Genomic DNA, 13,448 nt, shown 5'->3' with positions numbered 1-13,448 from the left:
GCGGTCAGGACTTCTTCGCCTCGGACCTGATGTTCAGCCAGTTGCCGCCCAGGATCAGGGCGGCGCCCGCGATCACGGCGATGCCGACGGGTTCTCCATAGAACAGCAGCCCGATCAGCGCAGCCACCGGCAGGCGCAGAAAGTCGAACGGCATCACCACCGTCGCGGGGGCAACCCGAAGCGCGTTGGCGATGCAGAAATGCGCGCACAGCCCGGCGGCGCCGATCAGCGCCACCCAAGGCAGTGCGGCAGCGGACGGAACGGCGATACTGCCGTCGATCCCGGCGCAGACAAAGCCGAAGACGGTCTGCATCACGGTCATCCAGAACAGGATGCACAGGATATGGGTCAGCCCGGTCAGGCGCTTGGTGAAGATATAGGTGGCGGCGAACCCGACCGCCGCCGCCGCTGCCGCGATCAATCCCGGCGTGATCGGCGCGGCGCCGGGCTGTGCAACCAACAGGATGCCCGTAAAGCCAAGGCAGGCCGACAGGATGCGCGCGCGCGTCAGCCTTTCGCCCAGAAACAGGGGCGACAGCAGCAACGCCCAAAGTGGCGAACTGAACTCCAGCGCAAAGACCTGGGCCAGCGGAATCGTCGCGATGGCGAAGAACCACAGGTTCTGCGCGGTGAAATGGGCGATGTTGCGGCCCAGATGCATCATCGGATGGCGCAGCTCGATGACATTCCAGCGGCCACGCAGCGTGATCGCGATCGTCACGATCAACACGCCCACGACCGATCGATAGGCCATGATCTCGAACGTATCCAGTTCCAGCGACACGGCACGCCCCGCGACCGCCATCGAGGTGAACGAGGCGACCGCCCCCAGCATCCAGATCGCCGCAACCAGCGGCTTGCTGTCGGGCCGGGTGATGTCGGGGGCAGAGGTCATGGGCAGGCTCGGAGATCGGATGCGTTCCTGTCGCATCTACAGACTGCACGGATTGCACTCAATGCAGATTTGAGCGGCTGCCGCGTTCACCGGACCGCACCGGGATAGCAGGTCGCTTTTCTGTGCGACCGTTCATTCAGAAGAAAGCCCGCCGCGTTGCTGCGCGGCGGGCCGGAACGATGGGTCTGGTCCGAAAGGGACCGGCGATCACATCCCCGCGTAAAGCGGGAAGCGGGCGCACAGTTCGGCGACTTCGGCGCGGACCTTGTCCTCGACCGCGGAATTGCCGTCCTCGCCATTCCCGGCAAGGCCGTCCACGACCTCGACGATCCAGCGGGCGACCTGACGGAATTCGTCTTCCTTGAAGCCGCGCGTCGTGCCAGCAGGCGCACCAAGGCGGATGCCCGAGGTCACGAAGGGCTTTTCCGGATCGAACGGCACGCCGTTCTTGTTGCAGGTGATATGCGCCCGCCCCAGCGCGGCCTCGGTCGCCTTGCCGGTGACGCCCTTGGGACGCAGGTCGGCCAGGCACAGATGGTTGTCGGTGCCGCCCGACACGATGTCGATGCCGCCCTTCATCAGTTCATCCGCCATGGCCTGCGCATTCTTGACCACCTGTGCGGCATAGTCCTTGAACGACGGCTCCAGCGCCTCGGCGAAGGCGACGGCCTTGGCGGCGATCACATGCATCAAGGGGCCGCCCTGAAGGCCGGGGAACACAGCCGAGTTGATCTTCTTCGCGATGTCGGCGTCGTTCGTCAGGACCATCCCGCCGCGCGGACCGCGCAGCGACTTGTGGGTGGTGGTGGTCACGACATGCGCATGCGGCAGCGGCGAGGGATGCTGACCGCCCGCGACCAGCCCTGCGATATGGGCCATATCGACCATCAGATAGGCGCCGACCTCGTCCGCGATCTTGCGGAACGCGGCCCAGTCCCAGACCCGGCTGTAGGCGGTGCCGCCGGCGACGATCAGCTTTGGCTTGTGCTGGCGCGCGCTTTCGGCGATCGCGTCCATGTCCAGCAACTGGTCCTGCTGACGCACGCCATAGCTGATGACATTGAACCATTTGCCCGACATGTTCACCGGGCTGCCATGGGTCAGGTGGCCACCCGAATTCAGGTCCAGACCCATGAATGTGTCACCCGGCTGCAGCAGCGCCAGGAACACGGCCTGGTTCATCTGGCTGCCGCTGTTGGGCTGGACATTGGCGAACTCGCAGTCGAACAACTGCTTGGCACGCTCGATCGCCAGGTTCTCGACGATATCGACATACTGGCAGCCACCGTAATAGCGCTTGCCCGGATACCCTTCGGCATATTTGTTGGTCAGAACCGAACCCTGCGCTTCCAGCACCGCCCGGCTGACGATGTTTTCGGATGCGATCAGTTCGATCTCGTCGCGTTGCCGGCCCAGCTCTTTCTGGATGGCGTCGGCGATGTCGGGGTCGCGGCTGGCCAGCGTTTCGGTGAAGAATCCGGTCTCGCGGGTGGGAGCGTTCATGTCCTTCGCATCCTCTCAGGCTGTGGTCGGCTGAAACTGCGTTCTCATACCGCAACGCCGGTCTGGCGAAAAGCGGCAAAAAGGCTGATCCCGTGCCGGGTCCCTTGCGTGGGCGGGCTTGTCATCGGCGCGGGGGCGTCCGATGCTGCGCCCGGACAAACGAAGGGGCGCGCGCCGCGATGACGCCAGAAGTGCATTTCACCGCCAGCCATGCCGAACCCGCGCAAGAGGCGCTGACGCGGCTGATCGCGCGCTATGGCGACACTCCGCTGGATCGTGCGCAGATGGTCGTTGCGCTGGGCGGCGACGGCTTCATGCTGCAGACGCTGCACGCGATGCAGGGGCGCGATCTGCCGGTCTATGGCATGAACCGCGGAACCGTCGGCTTCCTGATGAACCGCTATTCGGAAGATGATCTGCCGCGTCGCCTGCTGGCCGCAGAAGAGGCCGTCATCAACCCGCTGCGGATGCATGCGCTATGTGCCGACGGCACCACCCATGACGCGCTGGCCATCAACGAGGTCAGCCTGCTGCGCGAGGGGCCGCAGGCGGCCAAGCTGCGCATTCATGTCGACGGCAAGATGCGGATGGCGGAACTGGTCTGCGACGGCGCGCTGGTGTCCACGCCGGCGGGATCGACGGCCTACAACTATTCCGCACATGGCCCGATCCTGCCGATCGGGTCCGAGGTGCTGGCGCTGACGGCCATCGCGCCGTTCCGTCCGCGCAGATGGCGCGGTGCCCTGCTGCCGAAATCCGCGCATGTCGATATCGAGGTGCTGACGCCCGACCGTCGTCCGGTGATGGCGGACGCGGATTCGCGGTCGGTCCGCCATGTCACGCGGGTCTCGATCCGCAGTGCCGCGGATATCCGGCATCGGCTGTTGTTCGACCGCGGTCACGGGCTGGAGGAACGGCTGCTGCGCGAACAATTCGTCTGACGGCGCCTGACCCCTTGACCGCCCTACCGCCAGGCGTAAATGGCGCTGGTGGGCGAACCGTCCCATGCTTTCCCCGAGTTGTCATGATTCCCATTTCCCTGTCGTCCGGCGATCTGCTTGCCGATCGTCGCGCCGAGTATGCCGAGGCGCTGCTGCCCGGCGATCCCGCCGCCGCCGCCGACCTGTATCTTCAGGCGCTGGACCTTGTGCCCGGATGGGCCGCCGGGTGGTTCCGCCTGGGTGAGATCCGTGCCGATGCCGCGCTGCCTGGTGCCGAAACCGCCTTCGAGGCGGCGATTGCCGCCGATCCCGCCGATCGGCTGGGGGCGGGGTTGCGGCGCGACCTGCTGCGCGACCGGTCGCTGGCGGATGCGATGCCGTCGGCCTTTGTCGAAACACTGTTCGATCAATATGCGCCGGGATTCGATGCCGCATTGCTGGATCGGTTGGACTATCGGGCACCGCACCTGATGGCACAGATGCTGAGTTCGCCCTTCGGGCGCGTTCTCGATCTGGGATGCGGCACGGGCTTGATGGGTGCGGAATTGCGCGCGGGGTCCGAATGGCTGGAGGGCTGGGACATTTCGACGGAAATGCTTCGGGCGGCGCGGCAGAAGGGCATCTATGACCGGCTGGAAAAGCACGACCTGTCCCGGCTGGCGCCGCCGCAGGCGGTCTGGGACGTGATCACGGCCGCCGATGTCTTTGCCTATCTCGGCGCGCTTGAACGGATCGTCGGATGGGTGTCCCAGGCACTGCGCCCGGGTGGACGGTTCGCCTTCACGGTCGAGACGCATACCGGGCCCGAAGCCTACGTCCTGCGCCCGACGCGCCGTTATGCCCACGCACAGGCACATCTTGCCGAGCTGCTGGATCAGGCGGGATTCGAGGTCCGTTTCATGCCGGGCGTGCTGCGGCAGGATGGTGGGGCGCCGATCCACGGGCATGTGGTTCACGCGGTCAAACGGCCTTTGGCCCTGCAAGACCCGCACGGGGCGGGCGGGTCTGCGCAGCATCTGCCAGTCTGAACCCTGCGTTTCAGGCCGCCGGCCGCAGGTATCAGCCGGCGCAGATCTGCTGCAGTGCCAGCCATTGTTCGTCGGTCAGCAGCGGCCGTTCCGGCAACTGGTCACGAAACGCATCGCCCTCGATCAGCGGCAGCACGGATGCACCGGTCGGATCGATACTGTTCGCATAGGGTTCAGCCGGAACACCGGCCGATTCCAGCGCTGCCAGCAGGTCGGGTGTGTCCGGGCGCGGCACAGCACGCGACAACAGCTGTTCACCATAGCCGGTCATCGCGCGCTGCGGCAGATCGCCAAGCGTCATCAGTTGCAACGCGGCGCGCAGGCCCGCATGGTCCAGCGCCTCGTGAGTGATCTCGTCGGGATCGGCGGCAAGGCTTGCCGCGACCAGATGTCCGGCCGCGGCTTCGGGACCGGCGGCGCCGTCCAGAAGGTCGTCGCCCAGCACATAGACATCGCCGGGCAGACGCAGCGCGCCGTTCAGCGGTCCGGGCACCACGCGCAGCAGCGCGTCGTCTTCGACAAGTTGGGGCGCCAGCCAGTCCAGAACCGCCTGGCCCGATTTGCGTGCGCAGACGGCGCCGGTGCTGCGTTCCAGATCGGCCAATGTCGCCAGACCGATCTGTCGTGCCTGCGCGGGCGGGGCGATTCGGGAGGCATGGCCGATGATCGCGCCGGGAAGCCACATCACTGCGGCGCCCAGCATCGTCATCGCGGCGACGATGGTCAGACCGCCGCGCAGCCGACCCGGATGCGCGCGGTGCGACGCGATGGCGCGGTGCACGCGTTCGATCGCCTCGATCATCAGCCGGTCGTCGATTTCGACCGTCTCGCCCTCGCCTTCGGGATCTGGCGAATAGATCGCCGGGATCTGGCCGGGGTTCAGGCGGGCAATGGCGGGCAGCGACCAGTGCGACAACGGTGCATCGGATTTAGGATCGGTCAGGATCAGCGTGGCGTCCCCAACCGACACGACCACCTCGCGCAGCCTGGCACGGGGCGTCTCGCGCCACGAGCCCTGAGCCTCGAGCCGTTGAAATTCGCTCAGCGCGGTCATGTCTATCCGGTCTGCCTGTCGTTCAGGCGACCATAGCGCAGGCGCGCATCAGGTCAATCTGATCGCCGGAAGACCGGTCGCGGTCGCGGGTCGCCGTCACTCGGTCGTTCCGGGCACCCGCATGCCTTTTTCACGGGCCAGGACGCGCATCCGGTCCTGCAACTTCTCGAAGGCGCGCACTTCGATCTGGCGAATCCGCTCGCGGCTGACATCATAGCGGCTGGACAGATCCTCAAGCGTCATCGGATCATCGCGCAGCCGCCGTTCCATCAGGATGTCCTTCTCGCGATCGTTCAGAACGTCCATCGCGGCCATCAGCATCTGGCGCCTGGTGTCCAGTTCCTCGGTTTCGGCATAGCTGTCGGCCTGATTGGCGTCTTCGTCTTCCAGCCAGTCCTGCCATTGTGCGGTCGAATCCCCGTCCGCCGAGCCGACCGTGGCGTTCAACGACGCATCGCCGCCCGACATCCGGCGGTTCATGTCGATGACTTCCTGTTCGGTCACGTTCAGGTCGGTGGCGATCTGGGCGACGTTCTCGGGCCGCAGATCGCCATCCTCCAGCGCACCGATCTTGGACTTGGCCTTGCGCAGATTGAAGAACAGCTTCTTCTGCGCGCTGGTGGTGCCCATCTTCACCAAGGACCACGACCGCAGGATGTATTCCTGGATCGAGGCGCGGATCCACCACATCGCATAGGTCGCCAGACGGAAGCCGCGTTCGGGATCGAAACGCTTGACGGCCTGCATCAGGCCGACATTCGCCTCGCTGATAACCTCGGCCTGGGGAAGACCGTAACCGCGATAACCCATCGCAATCTTGGCAGCCAGCCGCAGATGGCTGGTCACCAGGCGGTGGGCTGCCTCGCTGTCCTCATGGTCGGCCCATGCCTTGGCAAGCATGTATTCTTCTTCCGGTTCCAGCAGGGGGAACTTGCGGATCTCCTGAAGATAGCGGTTAAGACCCTGTTCGGGACTGGGGGCCGGAAGATTTCCATAATTTGCCATGACGCGGGGCCTTGTTCAGTGTGAGGGGAAACGCGCGCAGCGCAGACGGGGTTCCGCCGATGCGGCCTTCGCGGTCGCCCGACAAGTGGGACGGCTTGAACCATATTCTGGCGGGATATCGGGATCAGACAATCTGGGAACGCATCACGATCCTGTCAAGGCATCGCGCCCCCGCAGGCCGTCCAGAAGCGCGGCCATGTCCGCCGGCAGCGCGCTGTCGAAGGTCAGGTCTGCGCCGGTGACAGGGTGGCGAAAACCCAGATGGGCCGCATGCAGCGCCTGGCGTGGAAAGGCTGCGACCTCCGCTGCCGCCGTCCCCAGCGCCCGTGCCGAGGCGCGGCGCGCACCGCCATAGACGGGATCACCGATCAGGCCCAGCCCGGCATGGGCCATGTGAACACGGATCTGGTGGGTCCGTCCCGTTTCCAGCCTGCATTCGACCAGCATCGCGCAAGGCGGATGGCCAAACCGTTCCAGCATGCGCGCACGGGTCACGGCGTGGCGCCCCTTGTCGAAATAGACGGCCTGTTTCTGACGGTCGGTGCCGTGGCGCGCCAGCCGAGAGGTGATCTTCAGCACGCCGCCGTCCTCGAAACTGATACCGGGCGTTCCGCGAAGACGTGCATCCGCACCGTCGATCACGCCATGCGCCAGCGCCAGATAGCGCCGCTGAGCGCTGTGTGCCTCGAACTGGGCGGCCAGACCGTGATGGGCGCGATCGGATTTCGCGGCCACCAGCAACCCCGACGTGTCCTTGTCGATCCGGTGCACGATACCGGGCCGCTTTTCGCCGCCGATCCCCGACAGGCTGTCGCCGCAATGGGCCAGAAGGGCGTTGACCAGCGTGCCCGACGGACTGCCGGGCGCAGGATGAACGACCATGCCCGCCACTTTGTCGATGACGATAAGATCGTCATCCTCGTAGGCGATGTTCAGAGGGATCGGTTCGGGCAGGGTGGCGACGGGCTCGGGGTCTGGCAGGGCGATCCGGTATTCCTGCCCCGGCATGACGCGCGCCTTGCCGTCGCGGGCGATGCCGTCCGGCCCGCTGACCGCGCCATCCGCGATCAGTCGCGACAGGCGCGACCGCGACAGCGCCGCTTCCTCTGGCACCGCCAGCGCAAGCGCCTTATCAAGCCGGTCAGGCGGATCGGCCGGGATGGTGACGACAAGGTTCGACATGGATGATGATGATAACGACTGGAACAAGGCTGCGAAAGCGGTTCCCGAACTGCGCTTCTTGAAGTCGCTGGTCACCGGGCTGGCGCTGGTCATGGGGTTGGGGATGATCGCGCTGGTGGCGCTGCTGTGGTTTCGGTTGCAGGATGCGCCACTGCCCGACCTGCCGCCCGAAATTGCCCTTCCGGATGGCGCGCAGGCCGAGGCGGTCACCTTCGCGCGCAACTATATCGTCGTCGTCACGGGGTCGGGCGACGTGCTGATCTATGATCGCGCCGGCGCGCTGCGCGACCGGATCGTACTGCCGCCGGCAGGGGCCGCGTCGCCCTGAACCGGACGCCGACGATCATTCCTGCCGCTGTGCGGCTTCCAGCGCATCCAGCCGTGCCTTCAGGTCGGCATTCTCGGTCCGGGCCTTGATGGCCATGTCGCGAACCGCTTCGAATTCCTCGCGGGTCACGAAGTCCCGGTCCGCCAGAAAGCGGTCGACCCAGCCCTTCATCGCGGTCTCGGCCTCGGATCTGGCGCCTTGGGCGACACCCATGGCGTTGGTCATCAATTGCGAAATATCGTCGAAAAACTTGTTCTGGGTGGTCATCTTGCGGGCCCTTCATCTGGTTCTTGCCCCTTATATGGGCCGCGACCGGATCGGGTTCAATCATCTGCGTTGTGACATCGGGATACGGGCGCCGACGGCGGTTGCGACTTCCCAGAGATCACGCTAGCGTCAGCGCGGCGTGACGCGGAATTCTGCCGTGTGCCGCCTTGCGCGAACCAGATCCATTTCCACGAAGCGGAACCGACAGCATGAACACGCTGACCCGAACCCTTGTGATTGCCGCATTGCTGTCGGCCCGGATGGCTGGCGGTCCGGCCCAGGCGCAACAGCAGGGGGGCGAGGCGCCGCCGCCCGCGGTGACCGTCGTCACGTTGAAAAGTGCCGATGTGACGCTGACCTCCAGCCTGCCTGGACGTGTCGCAGCCTCGGCCGAGGCAGAACTGCGACCCCAGGTCAGCGGGCTGATCACCGAACGGCTGTTCAACGAAGGCAGTGTCGTGGCCGAGGGGGATCCGCTGTATCGCATTGATCCGCGCAGCTACGAGGCGGGCGTTGCGCAGGCCGACGCGGCGTTGGCGCAGGCACAGGCGCAGGCCGAATCCGCGCGGCGCGAAGCCGACCGTGTGGCGGCGTTGCGCGACCGGCGCGTGGCCAGCGAACAGACCCAAGACAGTGCCATCGCCGCGCGCGATGCGGCCGAAGCGGCGGTGAAGGCAGCCGAGGCACAGCTTCAGTCAGCGCGCATCGATCTGGACCGCACCACGATCACCTCGCCCATCGATGGGGTGATCGGGCTTGCACAGGCCAGCCAGGGTGCCTTGGTGACGGCCAGTCAGGCCGCGCCGCTGGTCGTGATCCGACGCATCGATCCGGTGCATGTCGATGTCACCCAGTCTGCCGCCGATATCGTGCGCTGGCAGCGTCAGGGCGCGGCGGCGGCGCTGCCGGAAGGCACCGACCGCACCGTCACGCTGAGGCTGGCCGATGGATCGACCTACGAACATACCGGCTCTCTGACCGCGGCCGAACCGCATGTCGATGAAACCACCGGAGTCATCACGCTGCGGATGGAAGTGCCAAATCCCGACGGTTTCCTGTTGCCTGGCATGTATGTCCTGGCCGACCTGCCGCAGGCGCAACTGAAGGATGTGGTGCTGGCGCCGCAAGAGGGGGTTACGCGCGATCGTCGCGGCCGCCCGGTGGCGATGGTGGTGAACGATCAGAACGTCGTCGAGGAACGCCTGCTCGACATCGTGCAGGATCGCGGCACCGACTGGGTGGTGCGCGAGGGACTTGCGGCGGGGGACCGGATCGTGGTCGCCGGGCTGCAGAAGATCGGCGCGGGCATGACCGTGACCCCCGAGGAATGGACCGAGACAGAGGCCGACGCAGCCACCGCTGCAGACGGGTCCGCACCGGCAGATGCTGGCGCAGACGCGGGCTCGGCCGAACCCGCGACGCCTGATGGGGATGGCGCGGATCCGGCCGCCGCCGGCGCCGAAGACCCCGCAGGCGGCGGCAACGCCGAAGCCGCCGGCAACTGAGACAACACCGACCGTCGCGACGCAGACCAGCGAAAGATCAGCAGCCATGGCCCGTTTCTTCATCGACCGTCCGGTATTCGCGTGGGTGATCTCGATCATCATCATGGGGATCGGCGTCCTGTCGATCCTGTCGCTGCCGGTGGCCCAGTATCCGCAGATCGCGCCACCCTCGGTGACGGTCCGTGCGAACTATCCCGGCGCCTCGGCCGAGACCGTCGCGAACACGGTCACGCAGGTGATCGAACAGCAGATGACCGGACTGGACGGGTTGCGCTACATATCGTCGTCCTCAAGCTCGGCGGGTTCGTCCAGCACGACCCTGACCTTCGAGACCGGCACCGATGTCGATATCGCGCAGGTTCAGGTGCAGAACAAGCTGTCACAGGCCACGCCGCTGCTGCCCGAGCCGGTGCAGCGTCAGGGCCTGGAGGTCGAGAAATCCGCGGCAGGCTTCCTGATGGTCATCGGCCTGATCGGAGACGAAAATTACGATCAGACCGACCTTTCCGACTATCTGGTCACCAATCTTGTCGATGATCTCAGCCGGATCGAGGGCGTCGGCGGCGTTCAGGTCTTCGGCGCGAAATACGCGATGCGGATCTGGCTGGACCCGTCCAAGCTGGCCGCCTATGAGATCGCGCCGTCTGACGTCGTGCAGGCGGTGTCCGCGCAGAACACGCAGATCTCGGCCGGCTCGTTCGGCGCCCAGCCCGCGCCCGAGGGTCAGCAGCTGAACGCGACCGTGACTGCCCAGTCGCTACTGTCCACGCCCGAGGATTTCCGCCAGATCGTGCTGCGGGCCGAGGAAAACGGCGGGCTGGTCCTGCTGCAGGATGTGGCACGTGTCGAGGTCGGGGCCGAAAGCTATACGACCGAGGCGACCTATAACGGCCGACCATCCTCGGGGATGGCGATCAACCTTGCACCGGGGGCGAACGCGCTGGACACGGCCGACCGCGTCAAGGAACGGATGGCAGAATTCGCCGAATTCTTCCCCGAGGGCGTCGATTACGTCATTCCGTTCGACACCTCGCCGTTTGTCGAGATTTCAATCGAAGAGGTTGTGAAGACACTGGTCGAGGCGGTCATCCTGGTGACCGTCGTGATGTACGTGTTCCTGCAAAGCTGGCGGGCGACGCTGATCCCGACGCTGGCAGTGCCGATCGTCCTGCTCGGGACATTCGGCATCATGGCCGCGTTCGGATTCACGATCAACACGCTGACCATGCTGGCCATGGTGCTGGCCATCGGCCTGCTGGTCGATGACGCGATCGTGGTGGTCGAGAACGTCGAAAGGATCATGGAGGAAGAGGGGCTGTCCCCGCGCGAGGCAACGCGAAAATCCATGGGACAGATCACCGGCGCGCTGATCGGCATCGCGCTGGTCCTGTCGGCGGTCTTCGTGCCGATGGCCTTCTTCGGCGGCTCGACCGGGGTGATCTACCAGCAGTTCGCGATCACCATCGTATCGGCGATGGGCCTTTCGGTCGTGGTCGCGCTGACCCTGACGCCCGCGCTGTGTGCATCACTGCTTAAACCGACACATGCCAAGCGCGGCGGGCTGTTCGGCCTGTTCAACCGCGGATTCGACGGTACGACGCGCGGCTATACCGGTGCAGTTGGCTGGCTGGTGCGGCGACCGCTGCGGATGCTGCTGGTTTATGCCGGTCTGGGCGCCGTAATGGTGATGCTGTTCCTGCGCACGCCCGAAGGTTTCCTGCCTGACGAGGATCAGGGCATCATGTTCGTGCTGGTCAACGCCCCGACAGGTGCCACGACGGAACGCACCGTCGCGGTGCTGGATCAGGTCGAGAACTATTTCCTGACGGAGGAGTCCGAGTCCGTCGAATCGATGTTCGCCGTTGCCGGGTTCAGCTTCGCGGGTCAGGGTCAGAACGTCGGCATCGCCTTCGTAAGGCTGAAGGACTGGAAGGAACGTCCCAGCCCGGCACAATCGGTGCAGGCGGTCGCGGGCAGGGCCTTCGGCGCGCTGAGCCAGATCCGCGACGCCATGGTCTTCCCGATCGTTCCGCCGTCGGTGATCGAACTGGGCAACGTGTCGGGGTTCGATTTCTATCTTCAGGCGCGCGGTGGGCAGTCGCATGAACAACTGCTGGAAGCCCGCAACCAGTTGCTGGGCATGGCCGCGCAAAGCCCGTTGATCGCGCAGGCCCGCCCATCGGGTCTGGAGGACGCGGCGCAGTTCAGGCTGAATGTCGATTGGCGCAAGGCTGGCGCGATGGGCGTGACCGCGACCGACGTCGCGAACCTGCTGCAGGTTGCCTGGACGGGAACCTATGTGAACGATTTCGTCGATCGCGGCCGGATCAAGCGCGTCTATGTTCAGGGCGAGCCTGACTCGCGTGCCGGCCCGTCCGATTTCGAGAAATGGCGGGTGCGCAATGTCTCGGGCGGGTTGGTCCCGTTCTCGAATTTCGCGCAGGGCGAGTGGACCTTCGGGGCGCAGGGGCTGAACCGCTATAACGGGATTCCGTCGATGCAGATTCAGGGCAGCCCGGCGCCGGGCGTCAGTTCGGGCGAGGCGATGGCCGAGATCGAACGACTGGTTGCGCAAATGCCGGGCGGGTTCGACGTCGCGTGGACCGGTCTGTCACTGGAAGAACAGGAATCGGGGGATCAGACGACGTTGCTTTACGCCCTGTCGCTGGCGGCAGTGTTCCTGTGCCTTGCGGCGCTGTACGAAAGCTGGTCGATTCCGCTGGCGGTGATCCTTGTCATGCCGATCGGTATTCTGGGCGCGCTGCTTGGCGCGTTCCTTGGCGGGTTCGACAATGGCGTGTTCTTCCAGGTCGGGCTGCTGACGGTCATCGGTCTGACCGGCAAGAACGCCATCCTGATCGTCGAATTCGCACGCGAGCAATCGGAATCCGGCGTGCCGCTGTATCGCGCGGTGGTCGAGGCCGCGCGTCAGCGTTTCCGCCCGATCATCATGACGTCGATCGCGTTCTCGCTGGGGGTGTTGCCGCTGGTGCTGTCCAGCGGTGCGGGGGCAAACGGTCGCAACGCCATCGGTTCCACCGTGCTGGGCGGAACGCTGGCCGCAACCGCGTTCGGCATCCTGTTCGCGCCGTTGTTCTATGTGCTGATGCGCAGGCTTCTGGGGCGCAAGGACAAGTATGAGGACGAACCGGCACAGCAATCCGCGCCGACCTGACGGAAAGGCCGGAGCCAATGGGCGCCGGCCTTCGATCTACATGATCGTCACGGACAGGGTGTAGCTGGTCGTCGCGCCCGCATCCTCGTCATTGCCCATGTGATAGACGCGGATCGTATAGTCGCCGATATCCGGCAGCGTCACCTCGCCGTAATTGTTGTCGCTGGTCGAGCTGTTGAAGATGGCCACGCCGTCGCTGCCGGGTGGCAGGATGTTGAAATAGACCGTGCCGTTGCCCGTGCTGCTGTCGGCGGTCAGTGCGACGGCCATGCTTTGTCCCTGCCGCGCGCCCACAATGTGGTCATGATAGCCTTGGCCGGTGATCGACCCGGAGGCCGCGCCGTTGTCGTTTCCGGCCGCGAACCGGATTTCCGATCGTTCCTGTGCCATCACGGCAGGTGCGAAGGGCAACGGCGTCACCGCCAGAAATGCCGCGATCGCGAAGGTCTTGGTGATGCTGCTGACAATGCTCGTCTTCATGTTGCAGATTCCCGATATGATCTGGACCCGGGCTTCACCGCGCTACGGCAATCATCTCCGGAAGCGTTGCCCGAAATGAACGTTC

General features: G+C 65.4%; 12 protein-coding genes. 5 read left to right on the top strand and 7 right to left on the bottom strand.

Going from position 1 to position 13,448, the window contains the following annotated elements; all coding sequences use genetic code 11:
* Window positions 1–4: 4 nt before the first annotated feature.
* Complete coding sequence (locus MU516_RS06420) at window positions 5–895, bottom strand: DMT family transporter (protein ID WP_260276395.1); 891 nt, start codon at window positions 893–895, stop codon at window positions 5–7.
* Between the two features lie 207 nt (window positions 896–1,102).
* Window positions 1,103–2,398, bottom strand: coding sequence for a serine hydroxymethyltransferase (glyA, locus tag MU516_RS06415; protein ID WP_260276394.1), 1,296 nt, complete (start codon window positions 2,396–2,398; stop codon window positions 1,103–1,105).
* 179 nt (window positions 2,399–2,577) lie between these two features.
* Between glyA and MU516_RS06410 the strand changes: the two genes are divergently transcribed.
* Together MU516_RS06410 and MU516_RS06405 are read left to right on the top strand one after the other, a co-directional pair.
* A complete protein-coding gene (locus tag MU516_RS06410; RefSeq protein WP_209056995.1) occupies window positions 2,578–3,339 on the top strand; it encodes an NAD kinase in 762 nt (253 codons plus the stop codon).
* Window positions 3,340–3,422: 83 nt separating this feature from the next.
* The gene (locus MU516_RS06405) at window positions 3,423–4,367 is read left to right on the top strand and encodes a class I SAM-dependent DNA methyltransferase (protein ID WP_260276393.1); all 945 of its coding nucleotides are present in this window, start codon (window positions 3,423–3,425) and stop codon (window positions 4,365–4,367) included.
* 31 nt (window positions 4,368–4,398) lie between these two features.
* Here MU516_RS06405 and MU516_RS06400 read toward each other — a convergent pair whose 3' ends face one another.
* From MU516_RS06400 to MU516_RS06390, 3 genes are all read right to left on the bottom strand, one after another.
* Entirely contained in the window at window positions 4,399–5,421 is a 1,023-nt protein-coding gene (locus MU516_RS06400) for a hypothetical protein (protein ID WP_260276392.1), read from the bottom strand.
* Between the two features lie 96 nt (window positions 5,422–5,517).
* Complete coding sequence (gene rpoH / locus MU516_RS06395; protein ID WP_209056992.1) at window positions 5,518–6,426, bottom strand: RNA polymerase sigma factor RpoH; 909 nt, start codon at window positions 6,424–6,426, stop codon at window positions 5,518–5,520.
* A 144-nt stretch (window positions 6,427–6,570) separates the two neighbouring features.
* Window positions 6,571–7,608, bottom strand: coding sequence for an RluA family pseudouridine synthase (locus tag MU516_RS06390; RefSeq protein ID WP_260276391.1), 1,038 nt, complete (start codon window positions 7,606–7,608; stop codon window positions 6,571–6,573).
* Here MU516_RS06390 and MU516_RS06385 point away from each other — a divergent pair.
* Complete coding sequence (locus MU516_RS06385) at window positions 7,607–7,936, top strand: DUF6476 family protein (protein ID WP_260276390.1); 330 nt, start codon at window positions 7,607–7,609, stop codon at window positions 7,934–7,936. The genes MU516_RS06390 and MU516_RS06385 overlap by 2 nt on opposite strands.
* Window positions 7,937–7,951: 15 nt before the next feature.
* Here MU516_RS06385 and MU516_RS06380 read toward each other — a convergent pair whose 3' ends face one another.
* Entirely contained in the window at window positions 7,952–8,203 is a 252-nt protein-coding gene (locus MU516_RS06380) for an accessory factor UbiK family protein (RefSeq protein WP_260276389.1), read from the bottom strand.
* A gap of 209 nt (window positions 8,204–8,412) precedes the next feature.
* On the opposite strand from MU516_RS06380, the gene MU516_RS06375 reads away from it, so the two are divergent.
* On the top strand, window positions 8,413–9,708 hold the full coding sequence (locus MU516_RS06375; RefSeq protein WP_260276388.1) for an efflux RND transporter periplasmic adaptor subunit: 1,296 nt from the start codon (window positions 8,413–8,415) through the stop codon (window positions 9,706–9,708).
* Between the two features lie 46 nt (window positions 9,709–9,754).
* Window positions 9,755–12,883 (top strand): efflux RND transporter permease subunit, encoded by a 3,129-nt coding sequence (locus MU516_RS06370; RefSeq protein WP_260276387.1) that lies wholly within the window; start codon window positions 9,755–9,757, stop codon window positions 12,881–12,883.
* Between the two features lie 36 nt (window positions 12,884–12,919).
* Here MU516_RS06370 and MU516_RS06365 read toward each other — a convergent pair whose 3' ends face one another.
* Window positions 12,920–13,363, bottom strand: coding sequence for a hypothetical protein (locus MU516_RS06365; protein WP_260276386.1), 444 nt, complete (start codon window positions 13,361–13,363; stop codon window positions 12,920–12,922).
* Window positions 13,364–13,448: the final 85 nt, after the last annotated feature.

Origin of the sequence: Paracoccus maritimus (genome assembly GCF_025195095.1) — a bacterium.
Taxonomy (GTDB): Bacteria; Pseudomonadota; Alphaproteobacteria; order Rhodobacterales; family Rhodobacteraceae; genus Paracoccus; species Paracoccus maritimus.
Note: the sequence above shows the minus strand (reverse complement) of the source record. Positions and strands in the feature narration are given on the sequence as shown.